This window comes from Sphingobium cyanobacteriorum (assembly GCF_030580935.1).
Taxonomy (GTDB): domain Bacteria; phylum Pseudomonadota; class Alphaproteobacteria; order Sphingomonadales; family Sphingomonadaceae; genus Sphingobium; species Sphingobium cyanobacteriorum.
The window spans coordinates 90,011-116,018 of the sequence record NZ_JAUQOM010000002.1; the positions used below are offsets into that span (position 1 = coordinate 90,011).

General features: G+C 63.2%; 34 protein-coding genes. 30 read left to right on the forward strand and 4 right to left on the reverse strand.

Features of this window, described 5'->3' with window-relative positions; all coding sequences use genetic code 11:
• Positions 1 to 8: 8 nt before the first annotated feature.
• From Q4610_RS05255 to Q4610_RS05265, 3 genes are all read right to left on the reverse strand, one after another.
• Positions 9 to 434: a bactofilin family protein gene (locus Q4610_RS05255; protein WP_304534961.1), complete on the reverse strand. Its 426-nt coding sequence runs from the start codon at positions 432 to 434 to the stop codon at positions 9 to 11.
• On the reverse strand, positions 373 to 1,554 hold the full coding sequence (locus Q4610_RS05260) for a M23 family metallopeptidase (protein ID WP_304534962.1): 1,182 nt from the start codon (positions 1,552 to 1,554) through the stop codon (positions 373 to 375). Before Q4610_RS05260 ends, Q4610_RS05255 begins: the two co-directional genes overlap by 62 nt.
• A gap of 150 nt (positions 1,555 to 1,704) precedes the next feature.
• Positions 1,705 to 4,020, reverse strand: coding sequence for a putative bifunctional diguanylate cyclase/phosphodiesterase (locus Q4610_RS05265; protein ID WP_304534963.1), 2,316 nt, complete (start codon positions 4,018 to 4,020; stop codon positions 1,705 to 1,707).
• A 334-nt stretch (positions 4,021 to 4,354) separates the two neighbouring features.
• On the opposite strand from Q4610_RS05265, the gene rpsL reads away from it, so the two are divergent.
• The 29 genes from rpsL (at position 4,355) to Q4610_RS05410 (ending at position 23,197) form a co-directional block, all read left to right on the forward strand.
• Positions 4,355 to 4,726, forward strand: a complete 372-nt coding sequence (rpsL, locus tag Q4610_RS05270; RefSeq protein WP_004208728.1) for a 30S ribosomal protein S12 — start codon at positions 4,355 to 4,357, stop codon at positions 4,724 to 4,726.
• Positions 4,727 to 4,741: 15 nt separating this feature from the next.
• Positions 4,742 to 5,212 (forward strand): 30S ribosomal protein S7, encoded by a 471-nt coding sequence (gene rpsG, locus Q4610_RS05275; protein ID WP_304534964.1) that lies wholly within the window; start codon positions 4,742 to 4,744, stop codon positions 5,210 to 5,212.
• Between the two features lie 156 nt (positions 5,213 to 5,368).
• The gene (gene fusA / locus Q4610_RS05280; protein WP_304534965.1) at positions 5,369 to 7,441 is read left to right on the forward strand and encodes an elongation factor G; all 2,073 of its coding nucleotides are present in this window, start codon (positions 5,369 to 5,371) and stop codon (positions 7,439 to 7,441) included.
• Positions 7,442 to 7,578: 137 nt separating this feature from the next.
• A complete protein-coding gene (tuf, locus tag Q4610_RS05285; RefSeq protein ID WP_093020435.1) occupies positions 7,579 to 8,769 on the forward strand; it encodes an elongation factor Tu in 1,191 nt (396 codons plus the stop codon).
• Positions 8,770 to 8,974: 205 nt separating this feature from the next.
• Positions 8,975 to 9,283 (forward strand): 30S ribosomal protein S10, encoded by a 309-nt coding sequence (gene rpsJ / locus Q4610_RS05290; protein ID WP_007686587.1) that lies wholly within the window; start codon positions 8,975 to 8,977, stop codon positions 9,281 to 9,283.
• A 329-nt stretch (positions 9,284 to 9,612) separates the two neighbouring features.
• Positions 9,613 to 10,365: a 50S ribosomal protein L3 gene (gene rplC / locus Q4610_RS05295; protein WP_304535547.1), complete on the forward strand. Its 753-nt coding sequence runs from the start codon at positions 9,613 to 9,615 to the stop codon at positions 10,363 to 10,365.
• 3 nt (positions 10,366 to 10,368) lie between these two features.
• Positions 10,369 to 10,992, forward strand: coding sequence for a 50S ribosomal protein L4 (gene rplD, locus Q4610_RS05300; protein WP_304534966.1), 624 nt, complete (start codon positions 10,369 to 10,371; stop codon positions 10,990 to 10,992).
• On the forward strand, positions 10,985 to 11,302 hold the full coding sequence (locus Q4610_RS05305; protein WP_304534967.1) for a 50S ribosomal protein L23: 318 nt from the start codon (positions 10,985 to 10,987) through the stop codon (positions 11,300 to 11,302). Before rplD ends, Q4610_RS05305 begins: the two co-directional genes overlap by 8 nt.
• 1 nt (position 11,303) lies before the next feature.
• On the forward strand, positions 11,304 to 12,140 hold the full coding sequence (gene rplB / locus Q4610_RS05310; protein WP_304534968.1) for a 50S ribosomal protein L2: 837 nt from the start codon (positions 11,304 to 11,306) through the stop codon (positions 12,138 to 12,140).
• A 5-nt stretch (positions 12,141 to 12,145) separates the two neighbouring features.
• Complete coding sequence (gene rpsS / locus Q4610_RS05315; RefSeq protein ID WP_304534969.1) at positions 12,146 to 12,424, forward strand: 30S ribosomal protein S19; 279 nt, start codon at positions 12,146 to 12,148, stop codon at positions 12,422 to 12,424.
• Positions 12,424 to 12,810, forward strand: a complete 387-nt coding sequence (gene rplV, locus Q4610_RS05320) for a 50S ribosomal protein L22 (protein WP_013847761.1) — start codon at positions 12,424 to 12,426, stop codon at positions 12,808 to 12,810. The genes rpsS and rplV overlap by 1 nt, the downstream gene beginning before the upstream one ends.
• 4 nt (positions 12,811 to 12,814) lie before the next feature.
• Positions 12,815 to 13,510 (forward strand): 30S ribosomal protein S3, encoded by a 696-nt coding sequence (rpsC, locus tag Q4610_RS05325; protein WP_304534970.1) that lies wholly within the window; start codon positions 12,815 to 12,817, stop codon positions 13,508 to 13,510.
• A gap of 21 nt (positions 13,511 to 13,531) precedes the next feature.
• On the forward strand, positions 13,532 to 13,963 hold the full coding sequence (gene rplP / locus Q4610_RS05330; RefSeq protein WP_179043900.1) for a 50S ribosomal protein L16: 432 nt from the start codon (positions 13,532 to 13,534) through the stop codon (positions 13,961 to 13,963).
• A 3-nt stretch (positions 13,964 to 13,966) separates the two neighbouring features.
• Positions 13,967 to 14,170, forward strand: coding sequence for a 50S ribosomal protein L29 (rpmC, locus tag Q4610_RS05335; protein ID WP_184269416.1), 204 nt, complete (start codon positions 13,967 to 13,969; stop codon positions 14,168 to 14,170).
• 12 nt (positions 14,171 to 14,182) lie between these two features.
• Complete coding sequence (gene rpsQ, locus Q4610_RS05340) at positions 14,183 to 14,446, forward strand: 30S ribosomal protein S17 (RefSeq protein WP_006960320.1); 264 nt, start codon at positions 14,183 to 14,185, stop codon at positions 14,444 to 14,446.
• Between the two features lie 176 nt (positions 14,447 to 14,622).
• On the forward strand, positions 14,623 to 14,991 hold the full coding sequence (rplN, locus tag Q4610_RS05345; protein WP_304534971.1) for a 50S ribosomal protein L14: 369 nt from the start codon (positions 14,623 to 14,625) through the stop codon (positions 14,989 to 14,991).
• On the forward strand, positions 14,991 to 15,302 hold the full coding sequence (gene rplX, locus Q4610_RS05350; RefSeq protein WP_093020415.1) for a 50S ribosomal protein L24: 312 nt from the start codon (positions 14,991 to 14,993) through the stop codon (positions 15,300 to 15,302). Before rplN ends, rplX begins: the two co-directional genes overlap by 1 nt.
• Complete coding sequence (gene rplE / locus Q4610_RS05355) at positions 15,302 to 15,874, forward strand: 50S ribosomal protein L5 (protein ID WP_304534972.1); 573 nt, start codon at positions 15,302 to 15,304, stop codon at positions 15,872 to 15,874. Before rplX ends, rplE begins: the two co-directional genes overlap by 1 nt.
• Positions 15,875 to 15,928: 54 nt before the next feature.
• The gene (rpsN, locus tag Q4610_RS05360) at positions 15,929 to 16,234 is read left to right on the forward strand and encodes a 30S ribosomal protein S14 (protein ID WP_007707881.1); all 306 of its coding nucleotides are present in this window, start codon (positions 15,929 to 15,931) and stop codon (positions 16,232 to 16,234) included.
• A 12-nt stretch (positions 16,235 to 16,246) separates the two neighbouring features.
• A complete protein-coding gene (gene rpsH, locus Q4610_RS05365; RefSeq protein ID WP_021239751.1) occupies positions 16,247 to 16,642 on the forward strand; it encodes a 30S ribosomal protein S8 in 396 nt (131 codons plus the stop codon).
• On the forward strand, positions 16,642 to 17,175 hold the full coding sequence (gene rplF / locus Q4610_RS05370) for a 50S ribosomal protein L6 (protein WP_304534973.1): 534 nt from the start codon (positions 16,642 to 16,644) through the stop codon (positions 17,173 to 17,175). The genes rpsH and rplF overlap by 1 nt, the downstream gene beginning before the upstream one ends.
• Position 17,176: 1 nt before the next feature.
• Positions 17,177 to 17,542 (forward strand): 50S ribosomal protein L18, encoded by a 366-nt coding sequence (rplR, locus tag Q4610_RS05375; RefSeq protein WP_304534974.1) that lies wholly within the window; start codon positions 17,177 to 17,179, stop codon positions 17,540 to 17,542.
• A gap of 2 nt (positions 17,543 to 17,544) precedes the next feature.
• On the forward strand, positions 17,545 to 18,276 hold the full coding sequence (gene rpsE / locus Q4610_RS05380) for a 30S ribosomal protein S5 (protein WP_304534975.1): 732 nt from the start codon (positions 17,545 to 17,547) through the stop codon (positions 18,274 to 18,276).
• Between the two features lie 5 nt (positions 18,277 to 18,281).
• Positions 18,282 to 18,461 (forward strand): 50S ribosomal protein L30, encoded by a 180-nt coding sequence (gene rpmD / locus Q4610_RS05385; RefSeq protein ID WP_304534976.1) that lies wholly within the window; start codon positions 18,282 to 18,284, stop codon positions 18,459 to 18,461.
• A 236-nt stretch (positions 18,462 to 18,697) separates the two neighbouring features.
• Positions 18,698 to 19,231 (forward strand): 50S ribosomal protein L15, encoded by a 534-nt coding sequence (rplO, locus tag Q4610_RS05390; RefSeq protein ID WP_304534977.1) that lies wholly within the window; start codon positions 18,698 to 18,700, stop codon positions 19,229 to 19,231.
• A 191-nt stretch (positions 19,232 to 19,422) separates the two neighbouring features.
• On the forward strand, positions 19,423 to 20,787 hold the full coding sequence (gene secY, locus Q4610_RS05395) for a preprotein translocase subunit SecY (RefSeq protein ID WP_304534978.1): 1,365 nt from the start codon (positions 19,423 to 19,425) through the stop codon (positions 20,785 to 20,787).
• A 49-nt stretch (positions 20,788 to 20,836) separates the two neighbouring features.
• Entirely contained in the window at positions 20,837 to 21,493 is a 657-nt protein-coding gene (locus Q4610_RS05400) for an adenylate kinase (RefSeq protein ID WP_304534979.1), read from the forward strand.
• Positions 21,494 to 21,531: 38 nt separating this feature from the next.
• Positions 21,532 to 22,071, forward strand: a complete 540-nt coding sequence (locus tag Q4610_RS05405) for an SRPBCC family protein (RefSeq protein WP_304534980.1) — start codon at positions 21,532 to 21,534, stop codon at positions 22,069 to 22,071.
• 82 nt (positions 22,072 to 22,153) lie between these two features.
• Positions 22,154 to 23,197, forward strand: a complete 1,044-nt coding sequence (locus Q4610_RS05410) for an acyltransferase family protein (RefSeq protein ID WP_304534981.1) — start codon at positions 22,154 to 22,156, stop codon at positions 23,195 to 23,197.
• Between the two features lie 55 nt (positions 23,198 to 23,252).
• Here the strand turns inward: Q4610_RS05410 and Q4610_RS05415 are convergent, their stop codons facing one another.
• Positions 23,253 to 24,023: a CsgG/HfaB family protein gene (locus Q4610_RS05415; protein ID WP_304534982.1), complete on the reverse strand. Its 771-nt coding sequence runs from the start codon at positions 24,021 to 24,023 to the stop codon at positions 23,253 to 23,255.
• Between the two features lie 172 nt (positions 24,024 to 24,195).
• On the opposite strand from Q4610_RS05415, the gene lepA reads away from it, so the two are divergent.
• Positions 24,196 to 26,004: a translation elongation factor 4 gene (gene lepA, locus Q4610_RS05420; protein WP_304535548.1), complete on the forward strand. Its 1,809-nt coding sequence runs from the start codon at positions 24,196 to 24,198 to the stop codon at positions 26,002 to 26,004.
• Positions 26,005 to 26,008 lie beyond the last annotated feature (4 nt).

The window sequence follows — 26,008 nt, forward strand, 5'->3', positions numbered from 1 at the left end:
ATCCGGGGTCATCCCGCGCTGTCGTTGGCGATCAGTTTGAGTTCGGGGGCCGGGGCGTCGCTGTCCTTGGGGCGGAAGCGGCCTTCGACGCGGCTGCCCGGTTCGATCGTGATGCGTTCATAGACGACATCGCCGGTGATGCGGGCGCTGCTTTCCACCACCAGTTCCCCGGCGGTGATCGACCCGTCGACAAGGCCGGCGAGGCGCGCGCTCTGTGCGGTGACATGGCCGGTGATGCGGCTGTCGGGGCCCTGCACCAGCGCGGCGCAGCTTATGTCGCCCTCGATCGCGCCATCGACATGCAGGTCGACGCTGGCGGACAGGTTGCCGCTGATCGTCACATCGCTGCCGATCAGCGAGAAGGGGATGCTTTTACCCCCGGTCGCGGACGTCGGCGAAGCGGGCCGTGGCGACTTGCTGGACTTGGAGAACATCTTGGCGGGCCTCCAGGAAGGGGCGGGGATTGACGGCCTGGCCGTTCAGCCGGACCTCGAAATGCAGATGGGTGCCGGTCGATCGGCCGGTCGATCCCATGCGGCCGATCGTGTCGCCGCGCGCGACCGCCTCTCCCACATGGGCAGCAAAGCCGGACAGATGGGCATAACGGGTCATGATGCCATTGCCATGGTCGACCTCGACCACATTGCCATAGCCCTGGCGCTGGCCGACATAGCTGACCTTGCCGTCGGCGGCGGCGTTGATCGGCTGGCCGTAGCGGCCGGGAAAGTCGAGGCCGGCATGGAAGGCGGCATGGCCGTTGAACGGGTCGCGCCGATAGCCATAGCTGCTGGTCAGCATCGGCGATCCGGTCGGGCGGCCCGACGGGATGGTCAGCAGGCTGCGCTCCAGAAACTCCATCCGCGACATCGCATCGGCCAGATGTTCCAGTTCATTGGTCAGCGCGCCCTTCTCGCCCTTCCACGGCACGAAAGGGCCGCCCTGGGCGCGGGCGGCGCTGCGAGCGAGATTGTCGGGGTTCAGGCCAAAGCTGCGGATGGCGGCGGCGGCCTTGTCCGCCCGGCGCTCGACCGCATGGGTCAGCAGCAGGGCGAAGCGGCGCTGGCGCTGCTCCAGCCGGACCAGCGGGGCGGCTTCGGGCGCCATGCTGATCTTGGTGGTCAGGCTGCCCTTCTTCTCTTCCCTGGCGGGGCCGACCAGATCGGCGCCTGCGGCATTGCCTTCCTCGGTGCCGAAATGAGTCTTGTACAGGTCGTCCATGAAGTCCTGGCGGGCTTCCAGGTCCTGGGCCAGATCCTCGACCGACTTGCGATAATCAGCAACCTTGCCGGCGGCCTTGGCGACCGACTGGCCCTGTGCGGCGAGCGCGGCGCGCTGTTGCGCGACGGCGCTGTTGTTCGCCACCATCGATAGGGTGACGCCGGCCCAGCCGATCAGCGCGACAGAAAGAAAGCCGGCGGCGGCCAGTTGCGCGCGACGGGAAATGCGGATGAACTTCACCTGCCCGCCGGACCGCAGGAAAATCTCCCGCTCAGGGCAGAGGGCGTTCAGCCGGTCGGACAGGCCGGCGAGCCCTTTCTTCTTCTGATGCGACAATGCGACCCCGCGTTTTTATTTGCGAGTCGGGCCGGTAGCAAAACCGGGCCAGTCGCGCGAATCCGTCGTTGCGGACTCGTGACGAATCGAAAGCGGAATACGCCCAAATGAAGCACGGCCGCTTTGGTTCCGTCTCCATGACGATATTTTTCACTTTTGCAGGGATATGTCCTGGGGCGTCGCGCACGGGCGCTGGGCCTTCAGCATCGCGTCGATCGCGTCCATCGGCATGGCCGCGCCGAAATGAAAACCCTGGCCATAATGGCAACCGCCCGCGCGCAGATAATCGGCCTGCGCCTGCGTTTCCACGCCTTCCGCCACGGTACGGATGCCAAGGCTGTAGGCGAGGTTGAGCACGGTGCGGACGATGGCGGCGTCCTCCGGGTCGGTTTCCAGGTCACGCACGAAGCGCTGGTCGATCTTGATCACGTCGATCGGAAACTGCTTGAGGTGGGAGAGCGAGGCGTAGCCGGTGCCGAAATCGTCGAGCGCGATCGCCACCCCGGCATCGCTCAATGTCTGGAGCGCACGCCCGACCCGATCGGCATTGCGGCCCAGAAAGACCGATTCGGTCACTTCCAGTTCGATCACCGCAGGCGGCAGCCCGGCCAGGGCCAGCCGGTCCAGCAGCCGGTCGGCAAAGCTGTCGTCATTAAGGTCGGCGCCCGACACGTTGATCGCGACATGGCCGAAATCCAGCCCGGCGGCGCGCCAGCGGATGCAGTCGGTGACGACGCCGTCCATCATCTGCGCGGTGATGGCGGGGCCAAGTTCGGGATGTTCGAACGCGGCGGCGATATCGCCCGGCATGATCAGCACGCCATTGTCGGCGGGGCAGCGGAACAGCGCCTCGAACCCGACCAGCTTGCCGCTGTCGAGCGCGATCTTGGGCTGATACCAGGGGGTGGGCCGCTCCTGGGTCAGGATATGGCGCGCGCGATCCAGCATCGCGGCCTCGCGTTCCCAGCTATCGAGCAGGCCGGGACCGAACAGGGTGGCGCGCCCGCGCCCGCTATTCTTGGCATGGTACAGGGCGATGTCGGCATGTTTGATGAGCGAATCGACCTCGTCCCCATGATCGGGGAAGAGGGCGACGCCAATGCTGACCCGGCTTTCGATCGGCCGCCCGCGATAATGGAAGGGGGCATGAAGATGCTCGGTGATCCGTGTCAGGATGGCGTGGATCGCGTCGGCATCGGGCAGGCGGGTGAGCAGCACGGCAAATTCGTCGCCGCCCATGCGCGCAACCAGATCGCCGGGGCGCAGCGCGTGGCGCAGCCGGTTCGCGACCGCGCAAAGCAGCGCGTCGCCCGCGTCATGGCCGGCGGTGTCATTGACCCGCTTGAATTCGTCAAGGTCGATCAGCAGCACGGCCGACTGGGTGGGGTTGCCCGCTTTCCCGCCGGGCGCGGCCGCCACCTGGGTCACGGCCGCCATGAAATGCGCGCGATTGGCAAGGCCGGTCAGTGCGTCGGTCATCGCCAGCCGCTCCAGCCGCCCTTCCGTCTCCTTGCGCTCGGTAATGTCGACCATGCTGGTCATGAAACAGGCTTCGCCGTCGATCACGATCGGGCGCGAGGACAAAAGCGCGCTGCGGATACTGCCGTCGCTGTGGCGCAGGCGGCATTCGAAATTGTCGATCACCTCGCCGCGGTCGAGCCGTTCGAACATCTGGTCGCGCACCAGCGGATCGACATAGGTGGGATTGACATTGTCGAGCGTGGCATCCCGTCCTGTCGCATAATCCTCGACTGCGGCGCGATTGAGCCGCAGCACGCTGCCGTCGCGGCGCGTGACCGCCAGGGGCAGGGGCACCGCCATGAACATCCGTTCGAGCGTGTCGCGGCTGTCGGCCAGCGCGGCCTGCGCGGCGCGCGCCAGTTGCCCGGCGGTCCATTCCTGCCGCTGGAGCCGGTTGTTGCGCGCGATCGCGATCCACATGGCGCAATGCAGGATCAGAAAGGCCAATATCATGCCGGGCGTGGTCGCGGTGAGCGGCGCCGGGGCGAGATAGCCGATCAGCAGCAGCATGCCGCAGCCCAGTCCGCCGCCGACATTGCCCCGGAAGCTGCTCGGCACCACCAGATAAAAGACGACGGGCAGCATCACCAGCACGAAGATGGCGATGTCGCTGCGCGAACTGACGAGAAAGGCGACGCCGATCGCGGTCACGACCTGCCAGGCAAAGCAGATGCGCTCGACCGCCGCGAAGCTGGTCATGCGCCGACAGAGCGAGAGGCAATAGAGCGACCAGAGGACGACCGCGACCCTTGCCGTCACCGCCACCCAGAAATGCGGCGTCCCGGCAAAGCGCCAGTCGCTCAGCAGGAACAGCGCATTGAGGCAGGCGGACAACTGGAACAGCAGCCTTGCATGGCGGCGGGATTCGTCCAGGCGCTCGGCCTGGAAAGCCGATTCCCGCACACGATCATGAAATTCGCCGGTGTAAGTGGATAGATCGTTCACATTTCGTCCCTGCTGCGCAGGGCCAAGGATAGATTGTCGAGGTTACGAATTTCCTAAGCTGTTGAAATGCTGCTGCTGCTGCTGCGGCGCGGGGCTGGTGGGCCGCTTGACCCTTTGTTGCCACATCGCTATAGGCCCGCCCTGCCCAGAGGTCTGCCGTGCGAAGACTCGTCTCCTTGCGATATATGGCTGGGCGCCACACGAGCTGAACATTACCGGGTGCTCTTGCGGCTCCAGGGGGCACTTGCCCACCGGGGCCTTTGCCGTTTGGGATATTTCCAGGCGGCATGAGACTGGGGATGCCGGTAAAGTAACTGAAAAGGTGAAGGGCTTCATGCCAACGATCAACCAGTTGGTCCGCAAGGGCCGCGAACTGCAGAAGACCAAGTCCAAGGTCCCTGCCATGGATGCGAACCCGCAAAAGCGCGGCGTGTGCACCCGCGTCTATACGACGACCCCGAAGAAGCCGAACTCGGCGCTTCGCAAGGTGGCGAAAGTGCGTCTGGTCAACCAGCGCGAAGTCATCACCTATATTCCGGGTGAAGGCCATAACCTCCAGGAACACAGCGTCGTGCTGATCCGTGGCGGTCGTGTGCGCGATCTTCCGGGCGTGCGCTATCACGTTCTTCGCGGCGTTCTGGATACCCAGGGCGTCAAGGATCGCAAGCAGAGCCGTTCCAAATACGGCGCGAAGCGTCCGAAGTAAGGGGAGAACAATAATATGTCACGTCGTCGTCGCCCCGAAAAGCGCGTTATCCTGCCCGATCCCAAGTTCGGTGATATCGTGCTGTCGAAATTCATGAACTCCATCATGCAGGACGGCAAGAAAGCCGTCGCTGAATCGATCGTCTATGGCGCTCTCGAAACCGTCGAGACCCGCGCCAAGAAGGATCCGATCGGCCTGTTCCATGATGCGCTCAACAACATCAAGCCCGGCATCGAAGTCCGCAGCCGCCGCGTCGGCGGTGCGACCTACCAGGTTCCTGTCGAAGTCCGCCCTGAGCGTTCGCAGGCTCTGGCGATTCGCTGGCTGATCACCGCCGCGCGCAACCGCAGCGAAACCACGATGGCCGCACGGCTGTCGGGTGAGTTGCTGGACGCTGCCAACAACCGCGGCAATGCGGTCAAGAAGCGCGAAGACACGCACCGCATGGCGGAAGCGAACCGCGCCTTCTCGCACTATCGCTGGTAAGGAAGGGGCGGGCGCAACCGTGCCCGCCTCGCCATTCGGCTTTGAAGATCGATCCGTTCGCCATGGGTGGCTACCCATGGCGAACGGATTGGTTTAGGGGCCACCCCAGATCACACGAATCCCCAACCGCCGGCGCGCCGGCAACGGAGAAGCATCATGGCCCGCAGCCATCCGCTCGAACGCTATCGCAATTTCGGTATCATGGCGCATATCGACGCCGGCAAGACCACCACGACCGAGCGTATCCTTTACTACACCGGCAAGTCCTACAAGATCGGCGAAGTCCATGACGGCGCCGCCACCATGGACTGGATGGAGCAGGAGCAGGAGCGTGGCATCACCATCACGTCGGCTGCGACCACCTGCATCTGGAACGATCACCGCCTGAACATCATCGACACCCCCGGCCACGTCGACTTCACGATTGAAGTCGAACGCTCGCTGCGCGTGCTCGACGGCGCGGTCGCCGCGTTCGACGGCGTTGCCGGCGTGGAGCCGCAGTCGGAAACCGTGTGGCGCCAGGCGGACAAGTATAAGGTGCCGCGGATGTGCTTCATCAACAAGCTCGACCGCACCGGCGCCAACTTCTATTATTGCGTGCAGACGATCATCGATCGCCTGGGCGCGATCCCGGCCGTTCTCTATCTGCCCATCGGTGCGGAATCGGAATTCAAGGGCCTGGTCGATCTGGTCGAAAATCGCGCCATCATCTGGAAGGATGAAAATCTTGGCGCCGAGTTCAGCTATGAAGCGATCCCCGATGACCTGGCCGACAAGGCCGCCGAATATCGCGAAAAGCTGATCGAACTCGCCGTCGAACAGGATGACGAGGCGATGGAAGCCTATCTGGAAGGCAATCTGCCCGACACCGCGATGCTCAAGAAGCTGATCCGCAAGGGCACGCTGAACCAGTCGTTCGTGCCGGTGCTGTGCGGCTCGGCGTTCAAGAACAAGGGCGTGCAGCCCCTGCTCGACGCGGTCGTGGACTATCTGCCTTCGCCGCTCGACATCGAGGACGTGCAGGGCATCAACCCCGACACCGACGAACCCGACAGCCGCCCGACCGCCGACGATGCGCCGTTCGCGGGCCTCGCGTTCAAGATCATGAACGATCCGTTCGTCGGCTCGCTGACCTTCCTGCGCGTCTATTCGGGCACCCTGACCAAGGGCACCTATCTGAACTCGGTCAAGGACAAGAAGGAAAAGATCGGTCGTATGCTCCTCATGCACGCGAACTCGCGTGAGGACATCGACGCCGCCTATGCCGGCGACATCGTGGCGCTGGCCGGGATGAAGGAAACCACCACCGGGGATACGCTGTGCGCCGAGCGCAAGCCGATCATTTTGGAGCGGATGGAATTCCCTGAGCCGGTCATCGAACTGTCGGTCGAACCCAAGACCAAAGCCGACCAGGAAAAGATGGGCGTCGCGCTCAACCGCCTGGCTGCCGAAGATCCGTCCTTCCGCGTGTCGACCGATCATGAATCGGGCCAGACCATCATCAAGGGCATGGGCGAACTGCATCTCGAAATCCTGGTCGACCGCATGAAGCGTGAGTTCAAGGTCGAGGCGAATGTCGGTGCGCCGCAGGTGGCCTATCGCGAATATCTCAAGAAGGCCGTCGACGTCGACTATACCCACAAGAAGCAGTCGGGCGGCACCGGCCAGTTCGGCCGCATCAAGGTGAAGCTGACGCCGGGCGAACGCGGCGCGGGCATCATCTTCAAGGATGAGATCAAGGGCGGTAATATTCCCAAGGAATATATCCCCGCGATCGAAAAGGGCATGCGCGAAACGGCGGCCACCGGCTCGCTGATCGGCTTCCCGATCATCGATTTCGAAATCAACCTGTATGACGGCGCCTATCATGACGTCGACTCGTCGGCGCTGGCGTTCGAAATCACCGGCCGCGCCGCCATGCGCGAAGCGGCGCAAAAGGCGGGCATCACCCTGCTGGAGCCGGTCATGAAGGTCGAGGTCGTCACCCCGGAGGAATATCTGGGCGACGTCATCGGCGACATGAACAGCCGTCGCGGCCAGATCCAGGGCACCGATACGCGCGGCAACGCGCAGGTGGTCGAGGCGATGGTGCCGCTGGCCAACATGTTCGGCTATGTGAACTCGCTGCGTTCGTTCACCCAGGGGCGTGCGAACTACTCGATGATCTTCTCGCACTATGACGAAGTGCCGCAGAATGTGGCGGACGAAGTCAAGGCGAAGATGGCCTGATGATTTTCCCGCGCCGAGCCGTGCAAACGGCTCGGTTAGGGGCTGGTAATCTGTAAATTTGCTGCTATGGACGCGCCTTCGCGAGGCGCGGCCGAGCGGTCAGACCCAAGCTGATTTTGATTAGAAGGTAGGATAAAATGGCTAAGGCTAAGTTTGAGCGGAACAAGCCGCACTGCAACATCGGCACCATCGGTCACGTTGACCATGGCAAGACCTCGCTGACCGCGGCGATCACGAAGGTGCTGGCCGAAACCGGCGGCGCGACCTTCACGTCGTACGACAATATCGACAAGGCGCCTGAAGAGCGTGAGCGCGGCATCACGATCTCGACCGCCCACGTCGAATATGAAACCGAAGCGCGCCACTATGCGCACGTCGACTGCCCCGGCCACGCTGACTATGTGAAGAACATGATCACCGGCGCCGCGCAGATGGACGGTGCGATCCTGGTCGTGTCGGCCACCGATGGCCCGATGCCGCAGACCCGCGAGCACATCCTGCTCGCCCGCCAGGTCGGCGTGCCGCAGCTTGTCGTGTTCATGAACAAGGTCGACCTGGTCGACGACGCCGAAATCCTTGAGCTGGTCGAGCTGGAAATCCGCGAACTGCTCAGCAGCTATGATTTCGACGGCGACAACATCCCCGTCATCCCCGGCTCGGCCGTTGCCGCGCTGCAGGACAAGACCCCGGAAATCGGCCATGACGCCGTTCTGAAGCTGATGGCCGCTGTCGATAGCTGGATCCCGCAGCCGGAACGTCCGATCGACAAGCCCTTCCTGATGCCGATCGAAGACGTGTTCTCGATCTCCGGTCGCGGCACCGTCGTCACCGGCCGTGTCGAAACCGGCATCATCAAGGTTGGTGAAGAAGTCGAGATCGTCGGCCTGAAGAACACCGCCAAGACCACCGTTACCGGCGTGGAAATGTTCCGCAAGCTGCTCGACGAAGGTCGTGCGGGCGACAATATCGGCGCCCTGGTGCGCGGCACGAAGCGTGAAGAAGTCGAGCGCGGCCAGGTTCTGGCCAAGCCCGGCACGATCACCCCGCACACCGAATTCGACGCGGAAGTCTATGTCCTGTCGAAGGAAGAAGGCGGCCGTCACACCCCGTTCTTCGCCAACTATCGCCCGCAATTCTACTTCCGCACCACGGACGTGACCGGCGAAGTGATCCTTCCCGAAGGCACCGAGATGGTCATGCCCGGCGACAATGTGAAGCTCGGCGTCAAGCTGATCGCGCCGATCGCCATGGATGCCGGCCTGCGCTTCGCCATCCGTGAAGGCGGTCGTACCGTCGGCGCAGGGGTTGTCGGCACGATCTCGAAGTAATATAGGACCGCAGCGGCGCGAATCACCCGATTCGCGCCGCTGAGGATTTTAACCGCCCCGGATCGTCTTTCTCCGGCTCTTGCGAGCTAGAAGGGCAATGGACGGGGCGGATATTTTTTGTTGGCGCATTTTGTAAATCATCGGCTGCTCCGGCTGATTTTCACAATGCTCCGGTTTTTGGCTCTTTCGCATCGGTACAGGAACTATGGACAGCAATATCCGCATTCGCCTCAAGGCGTTCGATCATCGCGTGCTCGATCAGGCGACCGGCGACATCGCCGACACCGCCCGCCGCACCGGCGCCCTCATTCGCGGTCCGATTCCCCTTCCGACGCGCATCGAAAAGTTCACGGTCAACCGTGGCCCGCACATCGACAAGAAATCGCGCGAGCAGTTCGAGGTCCGCACCTACAAGCGCATGCTTGACATTGTGCAGCCGACGCCGCAGACGGTCGACGCGCTGATGAAGCTGGACCTGGCTGCCGGCGTCAACGTCGAGATCAAACTCGCTTAAGCGGGTTTGCCTGTAGCCCCGGCGAAGGCCGGGGTGGGCAAGCCGGCAAGTTCCTGCTCTGCGAAAGCTGGGCAGGGTATCGGGCATTTCGGGAAACCGGAAGCTCACACGACACAAGGGATACCGCACGGCCTCTCCGGCAAACCGGACAGGCACGTGGTCCTGGTCCCCCGTCGCCGTTCCCGGGCAGGGGGTGGCATCCAACCCGGACGGGGTGATCTATATTTTGGGTTGGGCCGCGAAGGAGAGATCCTGAGCGGTTTTTTCGTTGGATACGCCCGTTGCCCAGAATGACCTGGCGCTGCGGGCCTCTATGGGAGTAATCGGTGATGCGCACAGGCGTGATCGCTAAGAAAGTCGGGATGACCCGTCTGTTCCAAGAGGACGGACGTCATATTCCCGTTACGGTTCTTGCCCTTGAGGGCAATCAGGTCGTGGCTCGCAAGGAAGTCGATCGTGACGGTTATGTCGCGGTTCAGCTCGGTGCGGGCGTCGCGAAGGTCAAGAATGTCGCCAAGCCGCAGCGCGGCCACTTCGCCAAGGCGGAAGTGGAGCCGAAGGCGCGTCTGGTCGAATTCCGTGTCGCCGAGGACGCGCTCCTCGATGTCGGCGCAGAGATCGCGGCCGATCATTTCATCGCCGGCCAGTTGGTCGATGTTGCCGGTCACACCCAGGGTAAGGGTTTTGCCGGCGCCATGAAGCGCTGGGGCTTCGGCGGCATGCGCGCCACCCATGGCGTGTCGATCAGCCACCGTGCCCATGGTTCGACGGGTAATCGTCAGGATCCGGGTCGCGTTTTCAAGAACAAGAAGATGGCCGGCCACATGGGCGACCGTGAGCGGACCCAGCAGAATCTGGAAATCGTGCGCACCGATGTCGAGCGTGGCCTGCTGTTCGTCAAGGGCAGCGTTCCGGGCGCCAAGGGCACCTGGCTCACCGTCAGCGACGCCGTCAAGGTGAAGCGTCCGGCCGACGTGCCGTATCCCGCCAGCCTGAAGCAGGCTGCCAACAGCAACCCCGCTCCGGCTGAAACGCCCGCGGAAGCGGCCGCTCCCGAAGCGACCGAAGGCCAGGAGGGCTAAACCATGAAGGTCAATGTACAGACCCTCGACGCGCAGGCCGCCGGCGAACTGGAACTGAATGACGACGTGTTCGGCCTGGAGCCGCGCGCCGACATTCTGCACCGCGTCGTCACCTGGCAGCTCGAAAAGCGTCGCGGCACCGCGCGCGGCACCCGTGAGCGTAGTGATGTCGCCCGCACCGGCAAGAAGTTCGGCCGCCAGAAGGGCGGCGGCACCGCCCGTCACGGCGATCGCCGCGCGCCGGTGTTCATCGGCGGTGGTAAGGCGCACGGCGCCCGCGTCCGCGACTTCAACCCCTCGCTGAACAAGAAGGTTCGCGCGCTGGGCCTGAAGATGGCGCTGTCGTCGAAGGCGAAGGCGGGCACGCTGACGATCATCGACAGCCTGGACGTGGCCGAAGGCAAGACCAAGGCGCTGGTCGCCAGCCTTGCCAAGCTGAACCTGACCAAGGTGCTGTTCATCGACGGCGATGCGGTCAATGTCAGCTTCGCGAAGGCTTCGGCGAACATCATCGGCGTGGACCTGCTCCCTGCCGTTGGCGCCAATGTCTATGACATTCTGAAGGCCGACTCGCTGGTGCTCACCCGCGCCGCGGTCGAAAAGCTGGAGGCCCGTTTCAATGGCTAAAAAAGAAGCCGCGGCCGTCGCCAACCGTCATTATGACGTGGTTGTCGCCCCGCACATCACCGAGAAGTCGACCCTTCTCTCCGAAAACAACGCCGTCGTCTTCAAGGTCGCCGGCGATGCGTCGAAGCCGGAGATCAAGGCTGCCGTCGAAGCGATCTGGGGCGTGGACGTCAAGAGCGTCAACACGCTGGTCGTCAAGGGCAAGACGAAGCGCTGGAAGGGCAAGCCCTACAAGCGCACCGATGTGAAGAAGGCGATCGTCCGCCTGGCCGAAGGCCAGTCGATCGACATCACCGAGGGAGTCCGCTGAGATGGCTCTGAAGCATTATAACCCGACCAGCCCGGCCCAGCGCGGCCTGATCCTGGTCGACAAGTCCAGCCTGCACAAGGGCAAGCCCGTCAAGGCGCTGACCGAAGGCAAGCGCAAGACCGGCGGCCGCAACAACAAGGGGCATGTGACCTCGCGCGGCATCGGTGGCGGTCACAAGCAGCGTTACCGCATCATCGACTTCAAGCGTCGCTTGTGGGATGTCGAGGGCACGGTCGAGCGTCTGGAATATGACCCCAACCGCACCGCCTTCATCGCGCTGGTCAACTATCCCGACGGCACCCAGAGCTATATCCTGGCGCCGCAGCGTCTGGCCCCCGGTGACAAGGTCATCGCGGGTAAAAAGACCGACGTGAAGCCGGGCAACGCGATGGAACTGGGTCAGATGCCGGTCGGCACGATCATCCACAATATCGAGATGAAGCCGGGCAAGGGCGGTCAGCTCTGCCGCTCGGCGGGCACCTATGCCCAGCTCGTCGGTCGCGATCGCGGCATGGTGATGGTGCGTCTCTCGTCGGGTGAGCAGCGCTACATCCGTTCAGACTGCATGGGCACCATCGGCGCCGTCAGCAACCCGGACAATGGCAACACCAACCTGGCCAAGGCCGGCCGCAACCGTTGGAACGGCATCCGCCCGCTGACGCGCGGTGTCGCCAAGAACCCGGTCGATCACCCGCATGGTGGTGGTGAAGGCCGCACATCGGGCGGCCGTCATCCGGTCACCCCCTGGGGCAAGCCGACCAAGGGTGCCCGCACCCGCCACAACAAGGCGACGGACAAGATGATTATCCGTAGCCGCCACGCGAAGAAGAAGAGGTAAGCGAGATGGCTCGTTCCGTCTGGAAAGGTCCTTTCGTGGACCTCAGCCTTCTGAAGAAGGCGGAAACCGCGCAGGACGCGGGTGGCCGTGCCGGTCCGATCAAGACCTGGTCGCGCCGCTCCACCATCCTGCCGCAGTTCGTTGGCCTGACGTTCAACGTCTATAATGGCCGCAAGCATGTTCCTGTCGTCGTGAACGAGGAAATGGTAGGTCACAAGCTGGGCGAATTCGCCCCGACCCGCTACTTCCCCGGCCACGCCGCCGACAAGAAGGGCAAGCGCTGATGAGCAAGGAAAAGGCTCCCCGTCGCGTCGCCGACAATGAAGCACTGGCCGTTGGCACGCAGATCCGTGGTTCGGCCCAGAAGCTGAACCTGGTCGCCACGCTGATCCGCGGCCGCAAGGTCGAGGACGCGCTGAACATCCTCGCCTTCTCCAAGAAGGCGATGGCGGTCGACGTGCGCAAGGTGCTGGCTTCGGCCATCGCCAATGCGGAAAATAATCACAATCTGGATGTCGACGCTCTGGTCGTCGCGGAAGCATCGGTGGGCAAGAGCTTCACCCTCAAGCGCTTCCACGCTCGCGGCCGCGGCAAGTCGACCCGGATCCTGAAGCCCTTCAGCCGCGTGCGCATCGTCGTACGGGAAGCGGCCGAAGAAGCGGAGGCGTAAGCACATGGGTCACAAGAGCAATCCGATCGGTCTGCGTCTGCAGATCAACCGCACCTGGGACAGCCGCTGGTTCGCCGAAGGCGCGGACTATGGGCGTCTGCTGCTGGAGGATCTCAAGATTCGCCAGTTCATCATGAAGACCCTGCCGCAGGCCGCGATCTCCAAGGTCGTGATCGAGCGTCCGGCCAAGCTGTGCCGCGTGTCGATCTATGCCGCCCGTCCGGGTGTCATCATCGGCAAGAAGGGCGCGGACATCGAAAAGCTTCGCAAGAAGCTGGGCGCGCTGACCTCGTCCGACGTGTCGCTGAACATCGTCGAGATCCGCAAGCCGGAAGTCGATTCCAAGCTCGTCGCACAGGGCATCGCCGATCAGTTGGAACGCCGTGTCGCGTTCCGCCGCGCGATGAAGCGTGCGGTGCAGTCGGCCCTGCGTCTGGGTGCCGAAGGCATCAAGATCACCTGCGGCGGCCGTCTGGGCGGCGCGGAGATCGCGCGTGTCGAATGGTATCGCGAAGGCCGCGTGCCGTTGCATACGCTGCGTGCGAACGTCGACTATGCCGAAGCCACGGCGCACACCGCCTATGGCGTTTGCGGCATCAAGGTCTGGATCTTCAAGGGCGAGATTCTCGGCCATGATCCGTTCGCGACCGACCGGCTGATGCTGGAGGCTCAGACCTCCGGTGTGCGCCCGGCGCGCTGAGAATAAGGTAGGTATAGCGTCATGCTGCAACCGAAGAAAATGAAGTTCCGCAAGACCTTCAAGGGTCGGATCAAGGGCGATGCCAAGGGTGGCTCGGCCTTGAATTTCGGCTCCTATGGTCTCAAGGCCCTGGAACCCGAACGTGTCACCGCACGCCAGATCGAAGCGGCCCGCCGCGCGATCACCCGCCACATCCGCCGTCAGGGCCGGTTGTGGATCCGCGTGTTCCCCGACGTGCCGGTGTCCAAGAAGCCTGCCGAAGTCCGTCAGGGCAAGGGCAAGGGTTCGGTCGAATATTGGGCGGCGCGCGTCAAGCCGGGCCGTATCCTGTTCGAACTGGACGGCGTGCCCGGTCCGCTCGCAGCAGAGGCATTCTCGCGCGCCGCGATGAAGCTGCCCATCAAGACGAAGGTTGTCGCCCGCCTCGGCGACACCTCGCACCTGGAGGGTTAAGCCGTGGCCAACGTCGCAGACCTCAAGACCAAGACGGACGACGAACTGTCGACCGAACTCAACAACCTGAAGCGCGAGCAGTTCAACCTGCGTTTCCAGGCGGCCACCAACCAGCTCGAAAAGCCGAGCCGGGTCAAGGAAGTCCGCCGGTCGATCGCGCAGATCAAGACCCTGCAGACCGAGCGCACCCGCTCGGCCGCGAAGTAAAGGAAACACACGATGCCCAAGCGCGTGCTGACGGGAACGGTGGTTTCCGACAAGACCGACAAGACGGTGGTGGTGCGGGTGGAGCGCAAGGTTAAGCATGCGCTCTACGGCAAGATCATCCGCCGTTCGAAGAAATATCATGCCCATGACGAGGGCAATGTCTACAAGGAAGGCGAGACGGTCCGCATCGAGGAGACCGCACCGATTTCCAAGCTCAAGACCTGGAAGGTCATCGAGCGCGTGGACACCCACAAGTCGCCGGAAACGGCGGCCTGAGGGAGGCCCGCCGGGCCTTTGTACTAAAATCGCGGCGCGGGGCTGGCCTTTTCCTCCGGGAAAGGCTACAGGCCCGCGCTTCGCGTAGAGTCAAAGGCTCCTGTGAGTCTCTATGCACTTGAATTCGGAACCGCCGGGAATTGCCCCGGTAGGCCAAATAAGAAGGAACCGGATCTATGATCCAGATGCAATCCAATCTTGACGTCGCTGACAACAGCGGTGCCAAGCGCGTCCAGTGCATCAAGGTGCTGGGCGGGTCGAAGCGTCGCTTCGCCAGCGTGGGCGACATCATCGTCGTCTCGATCAAGGAGGCCGCGCCGCGCGGCAAGGTGAAGAAGGGTGACGTGCATCGCGCCGTCATCGTCCGCACCGCCAAGGATATCCGTCGCGCCGACGGTTCGGTGATCCGCTTCGACGGCAATGCCGCCGTGCTGATCAACAAGAACCAGGAGCCGATCGGCACCCGCATCTTTGGCCCCGTCGTTCGTGAGCTGCGCGCCAAGCAGCACATGAAGATCATCTCGCTCGCTCCTGAGGTGCTGTAATGAGCGCTGCCAAGATCAAGAAGGGCGACAAGATCGTCGTCCTGGCCGGCAAGGACAAGGGCCGCACCGGCGCTGTCCTTCAGGTGATGCCGAAGGAGGACAAGGTCCTCGTCGAAGGCATCAACGTCCATGCGCGTCACCGCAAGCCCGATCAGGCCAACCCGCAGGGTGGCATCGATCGCAAGCCGGCGCCGCTGCACATTTCGAACGTCGCTGTCGCCGACAAGGATGGCAAGCCGACCCGCGTCCGTTTCGAGGACCGCGACGGCAAGAAGGTCCGCGTCGCCGTCAAGTCCGGTGAGGTGCTGTAATGAGCGACACATATATTCCCCGCTCGAAGGCGCAATATGACGCCGAAATCGCCAAGGCGATGACCGAGAAGTTCGGTTACCAGAACGTCATGGAAGTCCCCCGGATCGAAAAGATCGTGCTCAACATGGGCGTGGGCGAAGCGACCCAGGACAAGAAGAAGGTCACGCAGGCCGCCGAGGAAATGGAACTGATCGCCGGGCAGAAGCCGGTCATCACCAAGGCGCGCAAGTCCATCGCGCAGTTCAAGCTGCGTGAAGGCATGCCGATCGGCGCCAAGGTCACGCTGCGCCGCGAGCGCATGTATGAATTTCTGGACCGCCTGATCAACATCGCGCTGCCCCGCGTGCGCGACTTCCGCGGCCTGAACCCCAAGAGCTTCGATGGACGTGGCAACTATGCCTTCGGCATCAAGGAGCAGTTGATTTTCCCGGAAATCAGCTACGACAAGATCGACAAGGTTCGGGGCATGGACATCATCGTCACCACCACGGCGAAGACGGACGAGGAAGCGCGCGAACTGCTGCGCCTCTTCGGCTTCCCCTTCCCGATCGAAGAGAAGCAGGCGGCCTAATTTTAAGGCCCCGCTTCTCTCCCAACGCTTAAGCTAAGGAAGAGAACTTAAGTCATGGCGAAACTGAGTTCGATCAACAAGAACGAGCGCCGCAAGAAGCTGGTGAAGAAATATGCCGGCCGCTATGCGAAGCTCAAGGCGATCGCGAATGATACCGCGGCCGATGACAGCGATCGTCTGATCGCGCGTCTGAAGATGGCGGAGATTCCCCGCAACGGCAATCCGACCCGCGTTCGGAACCGCTGCGAACTTACCGGGCGTCCCCGCGCTTACTACCGCAAATTCCGCCTCTGCCGCGTGCAGCTGCGTGATCTGGCCAACAAGGGCCTGATCCCCGGCGTCACCAAGTCGAGCTGGTAAGGATCATTTGAGATGGCATTGACCGATCCCCTGGGTGATATGCTCACCCGCATCCGCAACGGGCAGCAGGCGAAGAAGGACAGCGTTGTGTCCCCCGCGTCCAAGCTGCGCGCCCGCGTGCTCGACGTGCTCCAGCGCGAAGGCTACATCCGCGGCTATTCCGAGGAAGCCCTTGGCAAGCATCCGGGCCTGCGCATCGAGCTGAAATATTTCGAGGGCCAGCCCGCGATCAAGCATGTCGCGCGCGTGTCCAAGCCTGGCCGCCGCGTCTATTCGGGTTCCAAGGAACTGCCGGTGGTCCGCAATGGCCTGGGCATCACCATTGTCTCGACGCCCCGTGGCGTTCTGTCCGACGCCGAAGCGCGTGAGCAGAATGTCGGTGGCGAAGTGCTGGCGGAGGTGTTCTGATGAGCCGCATCGGTAAAAAGCCGGTCGCGATCCCCGCTGGGGTGACGGCGACCATCGAAGGCGGGCAGCTTTCGGTGAAGGGGCCCAAGGGCACCCTCGCCATGCCGCTGCGCGACGAGATCAGCTACACGCTGGAAAATGACGGCATCTCCGTGCAGCCGGCCAACAAGACCAAGGCGGCGCGCGCCTTCTGGGGGATGCAGCGCACGCTGGTCCAGAACCTGGTGACGGGCGTGACCGAGGGCTTTTCCAAGAAGCTGCTCATCACCGGCGTCGGCTATCGTGCCAACTCGCAGGGCAAGACCCTGAAGTTGCAGCTTGGCTATTCGCATGATGTCGATTTCGCGGTGCCGGACGGCATCGAGATCAAGACCCCGGACAACACCACGGTCGAGATCAGCGGCATCGACAAGCAGAAGGTCGGTCAGGTCGCAGCCGAAATCCGTCGCTGGCGCAAGCCCGAACCCTATAAGGGCAAGGGTATCAAATATGCTGGCGAATTCATCTTCCGCAAGGAAGGGAAGAAGAAGTAAGATGGCAAAGCTTTCCCTCTTCGCGCGGCGTCGCCGCCGCGTCCGCACCGCGCTCAAGGCTGTATCGGGCCACAAGCCCCGCCTCAGCGTCCACCGTTCGGGCCGTCACATCTACGCCCAGGTCATCGATGACGCCGCCGGCAAGACCGTCGCGTCGGCATCGACCCTGGACAAGGATGTCGGCTCCAAGGCGCTGGGCAAGACCGGCGCCAGCACCGAAGCCGCAGCCGAAGTCGGCAAGCGCGTCGCCGCTGCGGCGACCGCTGCCGGCGTCACCCGTGTCGTGTTCGACCGTGGTGGCTTCCTGTTCCATGGCCGCGTCAAGGCGCTGGCCGATGCCGCCCGCGAAGGCGGGCTGGAGTTCTGATCATGGCTGACGAAAACACCAACGAAGTCGTCGCGCCCGTCGAGGGTGCCGAAGCGACTGCACCGACCGAAGGTCGTGGTCCCGGCCGTGGCCGTGGCAACCGCGGCGGCGGTGGCGGCAATGACCGCAACCGTGGCGATCGCGGCGGCCGTGGCCGTCGTGATGATCGTCGCGGCGGCAACCGCGACGAGGAGCAGGGCGAGGAACTGATCGAGAAGCTGGTTCACATCAACCGCGTCTCCAAGACCGTCAAGGGCGGCAAGCGCTTCGGTTTCGCGGCGCTGGTCGTTGTCGGCGACGGCAAGGGTCGTGCCGGCTTTGGCCATGGCAAGGCGCGCGAAGTGCCCGAAGCCATCAGCAAGGCGACCGCCGCCGCCAAGAAGGCGATGGTCCGCGTACCGCTGAAGGAAGGCCGCACCCTGCATCATGATGGCCTGGGCCATTTCGGTGCGGGCAAGGTGACGGTGCGTTCGGCCCCGGCCGGTACGGGCATCATCGCCGGTGGTCCGATGCGCGCCGTGTTCGAAAGCCTCGGCGTCGCGGACGTCGTGACCAAGTCGAACGGCACGTCCAACCCCTATAACATGATCCGTGCGACCTTCGCGGCGCTGGGCGAACAGACCAGCCCCAAGTCGGTGGCGCAGCGCCGTGGCAAGAAGGTCGCCGACCTTCTGCGTCGTGGCGGTGCGTCCGCTGAAGTCGCGCAGGCTGATGCCGAAGCGATTGCGGAGTAACTGATATGGCGAAGATCAAGATCAAGCAGATCGGTTCGCCGATCCGTCGCCCCGCCGACCAGAAGAAGATTCTGATCGGCCTGGGCCTTGGCAAGATGCACCGCGTGGTGGAATTGGAAGACACTGCGGAAGTCCGCGGCGCCATCAGGAAGCTGCCCCACATGGTGGCCGTGGTCGAAGGCTGAAGCTTTCCGACCGGATGATATAAGAGCGCAAGAGGGGGCGACCCCTCTTTCGTTTTTTGTGGATGGGGGCTAAAGGCGCGCATCCACAATCCCGGCGAATACCGGGATCTCCGGCCAATTGGCGGTTCCTCGACAGGAAGCGCCAGGCCTTAACCGGCCCCAGCTTTCGCTGGGGCATCGGCTCGATTGCTTCGCAACCGAGCCTCGCGCGAACCAAGCGAAAGCGAGTGCACGATATGAAACTGAACGAAATCAAGGACAATGATGGCGCCCGCAAGGGCCGGATGCGCGTCGGACGCGGCATCGGTTCCGGCAAGGGCAAGACCGCCGGGCGCGGCCAGAAGGGTGCGAAGGCGCGTTCGGGCGTCAGCATCAACGGCTTCGAAGGTGGTCAGATGCCGCTCCACATGCGCATCCCGAAGCGCGGCTTCAACAACATCTTTGCCAAGGATTACGCGATCGTGAACCTGGGCGCGGTGCAGAAGGCGATCGACGCCGGCAAGCTGGACGCTGCCGCCACCATCGATCAGGCCGCGCTGAACGCCGCCAGCCTGACCCGCGGTGGCAAGGATGGCGTCCGCCTCCTGGCCAAGGGTGAACTGACCGCCAAGGTCAGCTTCCTGGTCGCGGGCGCGTCGCAAAGCGCCATCGACGCTGTCGAAAAGGCGGGCGGCAAGGTCGAAGTGATCGCCGTCGTCCCGGCCGCCGACAAGGCGAAGGCCAAGAAGGGCACGACCCTGGCCGCCAGGAAAGCCGCCAGGCAGGGCTGATTTTTCGCCTGAGACTTGCATGCATGACCCCGCTGCCCGATATGGGCGGCGGGGTCATGTGCATCCGGGGACGCTATTTTGTCGCATAAACGGCAAATCCCGGTTCGACAGCGCCCCACGGCCCCGTTAAGGGGATTCCCGATTCCGGCCCATATTCCATCCGGGCATGAGTGATTTGAAGGGCAGCCACCATGGCATCGAGAGCCGACCAGCTCGCATCCAATCTCAGCCTCGCAAAGTTCAGCCAGGCGACCGACCTCAAGAAGCGCCTGTGGTTCACGCTGGGCGCGTTGATCGTGTTCCGTTTCCTGAGCTTCGTGCCGCTGCCCGGCGTTGACCCGACCGCCCTGTCGCAGCTCTACAAGCAGACCAACGGCGGCATCCTCGACATCTTCAACACCTTTTCGGGTGGGTCGCTCTCGCGCATGAGCCTGATCGCGCTGGGCGTGATGCCTTATATCACCGCCTCGATCGTGGTGCAGCTTGCCGCCTCCCTCTCGCCGCAACTTGCCGCGATCAAGAAGGAGGGCGAAAGCGGGCGCAAGAAGCTGAACCAATATACCCGCTATGGCACTGTCGGTCTGACGGCGGTTCAGGGCTATTTCATCGCCGTCGGGCTGGAAAGCTTCGGCGCCCAGTCGGGCGTCGCGGCGGTGGTCGATCCCGGCCTGCTGTTCCGCCTGACCGCGGTTGTGTCGCTGATCGGCGGCACCATGTTCCTGATGTGGCTGGGTGAACAGATCACCTCGCGCGGCATCGGCAACGGCACGTCGCTCATCATCATGGCGGGCATCGTCGCGCAATTGCCGGTGACGCTCAGCAACCTGTTCAAGTCGGGCAGCGAAGGCTCCATTTCCGGCCTGCTTATCATGTTCGTGATGGTGATGGCGATGGGCCTCATCCTGCTGATCTGTTTCATGGAACGGGCGCAGCGCCGGGTGCTAATCCAATATCCCAAGCGCCAGACGCGCCAGGGCCTGATGCAGGCGGATCGCAGCCATCTGCCGCTCAAGGTCAACACCGCCGGCGTCATCCCGCCCATCTTCGCCAGTTCGCTGCTGCTGATGCCGTTGACGATCTCGCAATTCGCGGGGCAGACCGTGGCGGGCGAAAGCAAGTGGGGCGACTTCATCCTGTCGCTCAACCAGTATCTGTCGCATGGCAGCCCGGTCTATATGGGCCTCTATGGCCTGGGCATCGTCTTTTTCTGCTTCTTCTACACCGCCGTGGTGTTCAACCCGGAAGAGACGGCCGACAATCTCAAGCGCAACGGCGGCTTCATCCCCGGTATCCGGCCGGGCAAGAATACCGAACATTATCTGGACTATGTGCTGACGCGCATCACCGTCATCGGCGCGGCCTATCTGGCCTTCATCTGCCTGGTGCCGGAATTTGCCATCGCGCGCGCGGGCATCCCCTTCTACCTTGGCGGGACTAGCCTGTTGATCGTGGTCAATGTTACGGTGGATACCGTGACCCAGATCCAGAGTCATCTGCTCGCCCATCAATATGGCGATCTGATCAAGAAGGCGAAGCTCAAGGGACGTTTGCGCTGAGGGGCGCAGCCGATTCCGATTGGCGCACGAACAGGGGAGAATGCGCGTAATGAATATCATTCTGCTTGGCCCTCCGGGAGCCGGCAAGGGGACGCAGGCGACCAGGCTGGTGGAAAGCCGGTCCATGGTGCAGCTTTCGACCGGCGACATGCTGCGCGCGGCGGTGAAGGCGGGGACGCCCATTGGCCTTAAGGCCAAGGCGGTGATGGAAGCGGGCGAACTGGTGTCCGATGACATCGTGTCGGGCATCATCGGTGAAGCGCTCGACGCGCTGCCGGCCGATACCGGCGTGATCTTCGACGGCTATCCGCGCACGCAGGCGCAGGCCCATTCGCTCGACGGCATTTTGAGCGACCGTGGCCGCACGCTCGACCATGTGATCGAACTGGACGTGAACGAGGATGCGCTGGTCGAACGCATCACCGGCCGCTTCACCTGCGCGACGTGCGGGGCGGGCTATCATGACAGCTTCGCCAGGCCCAAGGTCGAGGGCGAGTGCGACAAGTGCCATGGGCATGAGTTCAAGCGCCGTCCCGACGACAATGAGGACACGGTGCGCACCCGCATGGCCGAATATCGCGCCAAGACCGCGCCGATCCTGCCGATCTATGAAGCGCGCGGCATCGTCAGCCGCGTGGATGGCATGGCGGACATGGATGACGTGACCGTCGCCATCGCTGCCATCTTGGACGGCGGCGCGGCCTGATATAGTCTCCTGCCCCGCAATGATGGGGGGAGGATGACATGCGCATATCGATGATTCTGGCATGGGCTGGTGTGGCGATGGCCGCGCCGGCCCATGCTGCTGTTACCGGCACGAGCGAGATCGGCTTCGCGACGGAGAACCGGGTCGAGATCGCCGCCGACGCGGCCAGCCTCTATGCGCTGCTGGGCCAGCCGGGGCGCTGGTGGAGCGGCGCCCACACCTACAGCGGCGATTCGGCGAACATGACGATCGACGCACATGCAGGGGGCTGTTTCTGCGAAACCATCCCGGCCAGGGCGGGACCGTCGGGCACGATCGAACATGCGCGCGTCATCTATGCCGTGCCGGGCCAGAGGCTGCGCCTGTCGGGCGCGCTCGGCCCGCTCCAGGGGGAGGGCGTGGTCGGCACGCTGGACATGCACATCACGCCCGCAGGAAAGGGCGTGCGGGTGACGATGACCTATGTGGTGGGCGGCTATCTGCGCGGCGGTGCGGCGGCGATGGCGCCGCTGGTCGATCAGGTGCTGGCCGCGCAGTTGCAGGGGCTGAAACGGGTGGCGGAATCACCCGCGCCATAAACGGACAAACTATAGCAACGAAAATTCTGTCATTAACCACGATCTTAACGGATTCGTTGCTGTGCTATTGCTATGAAGCGACGTGGTTGAATCCTTATCGTCCCGTGGCCGCCTGACGGAATTGGATGCGTTGCGCGGCATCGGCGCGCTGTGCGTGCTGGTTTTCCATTATTCGACCCGGTTCCACGAACTGTTCCCGCAGGCGGCGCATGTGCCGTTCAGCTTTCCCGGCGGCAATTACCGTGTCCTGCTGTTCTTCACCATTTCGGGTTTCGCGATCTTCTTCACGCTCGACCGGATCGGGACGGTGGCGGACTTCATCGTCAACCGTTTCGCGCGGCTGTATCCGGCCTATCTGGTGGCGATGCTGCTGACGTTGGGGATCGAATATCTGGCGCATGCGACCCAGTTGCTGGTCGGCCCGCTCGCGATCCTCGCCAATATGACCATGCTCCAGGGTTTCGCCTTCCTGCCCGAAGTGGATGGCGCCTATTGGACGCTGACGGTCGAAATCGCCTTCTATTTCTGCATGATCACGATCTGGAAATTTGCAGGCGTGCGGCGGCTGGAGCCGGTGCTGGCGGGATGGCTGGTGATTCGCTGGCTGTTCTGGGTCTGGCCCGACATGCCGGAACGGATCATCATGCTTCTGGTGCTGCGCTATACGCCCTTCTTCGTCATCGGGATGCTGGCCTACCGGGTCTGGCGGGGGCAGCGCAGCCTGTGGCAACAGGCCCCCTATGCGGCACTGGCCCTGCTGTCGATCGCCACCATGGAAACATGGGATGTCGCCGTCGTCGGCCTCGTACTGCTGATGGCCTTCGTGGCGCTGATCCATGGCCATCTGCGCTTCCTCGCCCTGCGGCCGCTCGTCTGGCTGGGCGGGATCAGCTACAGCTTCTACCTCATCCACCAGCATGTCGGCTTCGTCGTCATGCTGGAATGCGCCAGGGCCGGCTACAGCCCGTGGATCGGTTTTGCGGCTGCCTTCCTGGTGGCGCTGACGCTGGGCACGGCGATCAATCGCGTGGTCGAGCGTCCGGCGGGCGAAGCGATCCTGGCATGGTGGAAACGGCGGCGTGACACGCGCCGCCCGGCCCGCAGGCCGGTGGTCAGCGAAGGCTGAGCAGAAAGGGCGCCGCCGTTTCCGGCCGCGCCCTCCTTTCCCTGCGGTGCAATGCTTATTGTGCGACCGGCGCCGCTGCCGCCGCATTGACCGGCAATCCGCCCATCTGCGTCACCATCTTGGTATAGGCGTCGAGATAGGCGAGCACGATCACCTGGCCGATGTCGGTATTCTGGTAGCCGCCACCGCCCACAGCGGCGAGGCCCCCCATCCAGCCGAGGCCGCCGCCGCCGCCAAAGCTCAGGTCCGACTTGCGGAAATAGCCTTCGGCCATCACCTCTTCCTCGGTGGTGCGGGCATTGACGACGGAGAGCATGACATTCGCCTCGCTCTTCTTGACCGAAATGCCGCCCAGCAACGCGCCGCCGATCCGGCCGCCCAGCATGCCGCCCAGCATGCCGCCAATGGCGTTGCCGCCGCTATTCTTGTTCGTCGTCACGATGTCGGGCTGGATGAAATAGTCCGCCGCCTTCACCTGTCCCTTGCCCAGGTTCGACCCGGCCTGCAATTCGCCCGAATCGGCCATGGCGCGTTCCAGGTTGCGGCTGGCCATCGATCGGCCGCGGTTGACGATGCCGAAACAGCCGGACTGCTGCACGAACAATTTGATGATCGCTTCAGGACTGCCCAGATTCAGTTCGCGCCACCACTGATTGTCCGGCTCCACGATGGCGACCGTGCCCAGTCGCTTGGTGCAGCGGGGAATTTCCATCTGCTTCTTGGTCTGGGCCTGGCGCCCCGATGAACCCTTGTCCGCCGCCAGCGCCGGCAATGTCGTCACAGCAAGGCAAGCCGACGCAGCGGCCAGCATCTTCAATCCACGCATTTCAACAACCCCGTTCCTGTATTGAGAAAATATCGCGCGGCCCCGGTTATTTTTGCGGCAGCCTATCACAGCCGCCCGCTGCTTCCAAGCAAGGCGGCGGCAGATGACGGCGCTTGTCATCGCCGCGCGCGATCCTGCTGACAGGGCGGAGAATCGCTGCTATCGGGCGCCGATGACCGATCTCAGCCATATCCGCAATTTTTCCATCATCGCGCATATCGACCATGGCAAATCGACGCTGGCCGACCGGCTGATCCAGCGCACCGGCGGCCTGACCGATCGTGAGATGAGCGCCCAGGTCCTCGATAATATGGATATCGAGAAAGAGCGCGGCATCACCATCAAGGCGCAGACCGTGCGCCTCGATTATGTCGCGAAAAATGGCGAAACCTACGAACTCAACCTGATGGACACGCCGGGCCATGTCGACTTCGCCTATGAAGTGTCGCGCAGCCTGGCCGCCTGTGAAGGCGCGCTGCTGGTGGTGGACGCCGCGCAGGGCGTGGAAGCGCAGACGCTGGCCAACGTCTATCAGTCGATCGAGCATGATCATGAGATCGTGCCGGTCCTCAACAAGATCGACCTGCCCGCCGCCGAACCGGAAAAGGTGCGCGCGGAAATCGAGGAAGTGATTGGCCTGGACGCATCCGAAGCGGTGCTGGCCAGCGCCAAGTCGGGCATCGGCATCGACGATATCCTCGAAGCCATCGTCAGGAAAATCCCCCCGCCCAAGGGCGATCGCGACGCGCCGCTGGAAGCGATGCTGGTCGATTCATGGTATGACCCCTATCTGGGCGTCGTCATCCTGGTGCGCGTCATGAACGGCGTCATCAGGAAGGGGCAGAACGTCAAGTTCATGATCGGCGGCACCGAACATCTGGTCGATCGGGTGGGTTGCATGCGGCCCAAGATCGAACAGTTGCCGGAACTTGGCCCCGGCGAGATCGGCTTCATCACCGCGCAGATCAAGGATATCAGCCAGACCCGCGTGGGCGACACCATCACCACGGTCAAGAACCCGGCGGCCAAGCCGCTGCCGGGCTTCAAGGAAGTGCAGCCGGTGGTGTTCTGCGGCCTGTTCCCGGTCGATGCGAACGATTTCGACAAGCTGCGCGATTCGATCAGCAAGCTGCGCCTCAATGACGCCAGCTTCTCCTTCGAAATGGAGAGCAGCGCGGCGCTGGGTTTCGGCTTCCGCTGCGGCTTCCTGGGTCTGCTCCATCTGGAAATCATCCAGGAACGGCTGACCCGCGAATATGATCTCGACCTCATCACCACCGCGCCGTCGGTGGTGTACAAGATCCAGCTCACCTATGGCGCAGGCGAGATCGAGCTGCACAATCCGGCCGACATGCCCGACCCCACCAAGATCGACGAGATCGAGGAGCCGTGGATCGAGGCGATCATCTATTGCCCCGACGAATATCTCGGCTCCATCCTGAAACTTTGCCAGGACCGGCGCGGCATCCAGAAGAACCTGACCTATGTGGGTGGCCGGGCGCAGGTCACATACGAACTGCCATTGAACGAAGTCGTGTTCGACTTCTATGATCGCCTCAAGTCCATCAGCCGGGGCTATGCCAGCTTCGACTATCACCAGATCGGCTATCGCGAGGGCGACCTGGTCAAGATGAGCATCATGGTGAACAGCGAACCCGTCGATGCGCTGTCCATGATCGTCCATCGCGGCACCGCCGAATCGCGCGGGCGCGGCATGTGCGAGCGGCTGAAGGATCTGATCCCCCGCCACCTGTTCAAGATCCCCATTCAGGCGGCGATCGGCGGCAAGGTGATCGCACGCGAAACGATCGCCGCGATGCGCAAGGACGTGACCGCCAAATGCTATGGCGGCGACATCAGCCGCAAGAAGAAGCTGCTCGACAAGCAGAAGGAAGGCAAGAAGCGGATGCGCGAATATGGATCGGTCCAGATTCCGCAGGAAGCCTTCATCGCCGCGCTGCGCATGGGCGACGAGAACTGATCGG

Coding starts and splice junctions, on each gene's coding strand:
- Q4610_RS05255 (WP_304534961.1), bottom strand. CDS start 434: ATGTTCTCCAAGTCCAGCAAGTCGCCACGGCCCGCTTCGCCGACGTCC.
- rpsL (WP_004208728.1), top strand. CDS start 4,355: ATGCCAACGATCAACCAGTTGGTCCGCAAGGGCCGCGAACTGCAGAAG.
- rpsG (WP_304534964.1), top strand. CDS start 4,742: ATGTCACGTCGTCGTCGCCCCGAAAAGCGCGTTATCCTGCCCGATCCC.
- fusA (WP_304534965.1), top strand. CDS start 5,369: ATGGCCCGCAGCCATCCGCTCGAACGCTATCGCAATTTCGGTATCATG.
- tuf (WP_093020435.1), top strand. CDS start 7,579: ATGGCTAAGGCTAAGTTTGAGCGGAACAAGCCGCACTGCAACATCGGC.
- rpsJ (WP_007686587.1), top strand. CDS start 8,975: ATGGACAGCAATATCCGCATTCGCCTCAAGGCGTTCGATCATCGCGTG.
- rplC (WP_304535547.1), top strand. CDS start 9,613: ATGCGCACAGGCGTGATCGCTAAGAAAGTCGGGATGACCCGTCTGTTC.
- rplD (WP_304534966.1), top strand. CDS start 10,369: ATGAAGGTCAATGTACAGACCCTCGACGCGCAGGCCGCCGGCGAACTG.
- Q4610_RS05305 (WP_304534967.1), top strand. CDS start 10,985: ATGGCTAAAAAAGAAGCCGCGGCCGTCGCCAACCGTCATTATGACGTG.
- rplB (WP_304534968.1), top strand. CDS start 11,304: ATGGCTCTGAAGCATTATAACCCGACCAGCCCGGCCCAGCGCGGCCTG.
- rpsS (WP_304534969.1), top strand. CDS start 12,146: ATGGCTCGTTCCGTCTGGAAAGGTCCTTTCGTGGACCTCAGCCTTCTG.
- rplV (WP_013847761.1), top strand. CDS start 12,424: ATGAGCAAGGAAAAGGCTCCCCGTCGCGTCGCCGACAATGAAGCACTG.
- rpsC (WP_304534970.1), top strand. CDS start 12,815: ATGGGTCACAAGAGCAATCCGATCGGTCTGCGTCTGCAGATCAACCGC.
- rplP (WP_179043900.1), top strand. CDS start 13,532: ATGCTGCAACCGAAGAAAATGAAGTTCCGCAAGACCTTCAAGGGTCGG.
- rpsQ (WP_006960320.1), top strand. CDS start 14,183: ATGCCCAAGCGCGTGCTGACGGGAACGGTGGTTTCCGACAAGACCGAC.
- rplN (WP_304534971.1), top strand. CDS start 14,623: ATGATCCAGATGCAATCCAATCTTGACGTCGCTGACAACAGCGGTGCC.
- rplX (WP_093020415.1), top strand. CDS start 14,991: ATGAGCGCTGCCAAGATCAAGAAGGGCGACAAGATCGTCGTCCTGGCC.
- rplE (WP_304534972.1), top strand. CDS start 15,302: ATGAGCGACACATATATTCCCCGCTCGAAGGCGCAATATGACGCCGAA.
- rpsN (WP_007707881.1), top strand. CDS start 15,929: ATGGCGAAACTGAGTTCGATCAACAAGAACGAGCGCCGCAAGAAGCTG.
- rpsH (WP_021239751.1), top strand. CDS start 16,247: ATGGCATTGACCGATCCCCTGGGTGATATGCTCACCCGCATCCGCAAC.
- rplF (WP_304534973.1), top strand. CDS start 16,642: ATGAGCCGCATCGGTAAAAAGCCGGTCGCGATCCCCGCTGGGGTGACG.
- rplR (WP_304534974.1), top strand. CDS start 17,177: ATGGCAAAGCTTTCCCTCTTCGCGCGGCGTCGCCGCCGCGTCCGCACC.
- rpsE (WP_304534975.1), top strand. CDS start 17,545: ATGGCTGACGAAAACACCAACGAAGTCGTCGCGCCCGTCGAGGGTGCC.
- rpmD (WP_304534976.1), top strand. CDS start 18,282: ATGGCGAAGATCAAGATCAAGCAGATCGGTTCGCCGATCCGTCGCCCC.
- rplO (WP_304534977.1), top strand. CDS start 18,698: ATGAAACTGAACGAAATCAAGGACAATGATGGCGCCCGCAAGGGCCGG.
- secY (WP_304534978.1), top strand. CDS start 19,423: ATGGCATCGAGAGCCGACCAGCTCGCATCCAATCTCAGCCTCGCAAAG.
- Q4610_RS05400 (WP_304534979.1), top strand. CDS start 20,837: ATGAATATCATTCTGCTTGGCCCTCCGGGAGCCGGCAAGGGGACGCAG.
- Q4610_RS05405 (WP_304534980.1), top strand. CDS start 21,532: ATGCGCATATCGATGATTCTGGCATGGGCTGGTGTGGCGATGGCCGCG.
- Q4610_RS05415 (WP_304534982.1), bottom strand. CDS start 24,023: ATGCGTGGATTGAAGATGCTGGCCGCTGCGTCGGCTTGCCTTGCTGTG.
- lepA (WP_304535548.1), top strand. CDS start 24,196: ATGACCGATCTCAGCCATATCCGCAATTTTTCCATCATCGCGCATATC.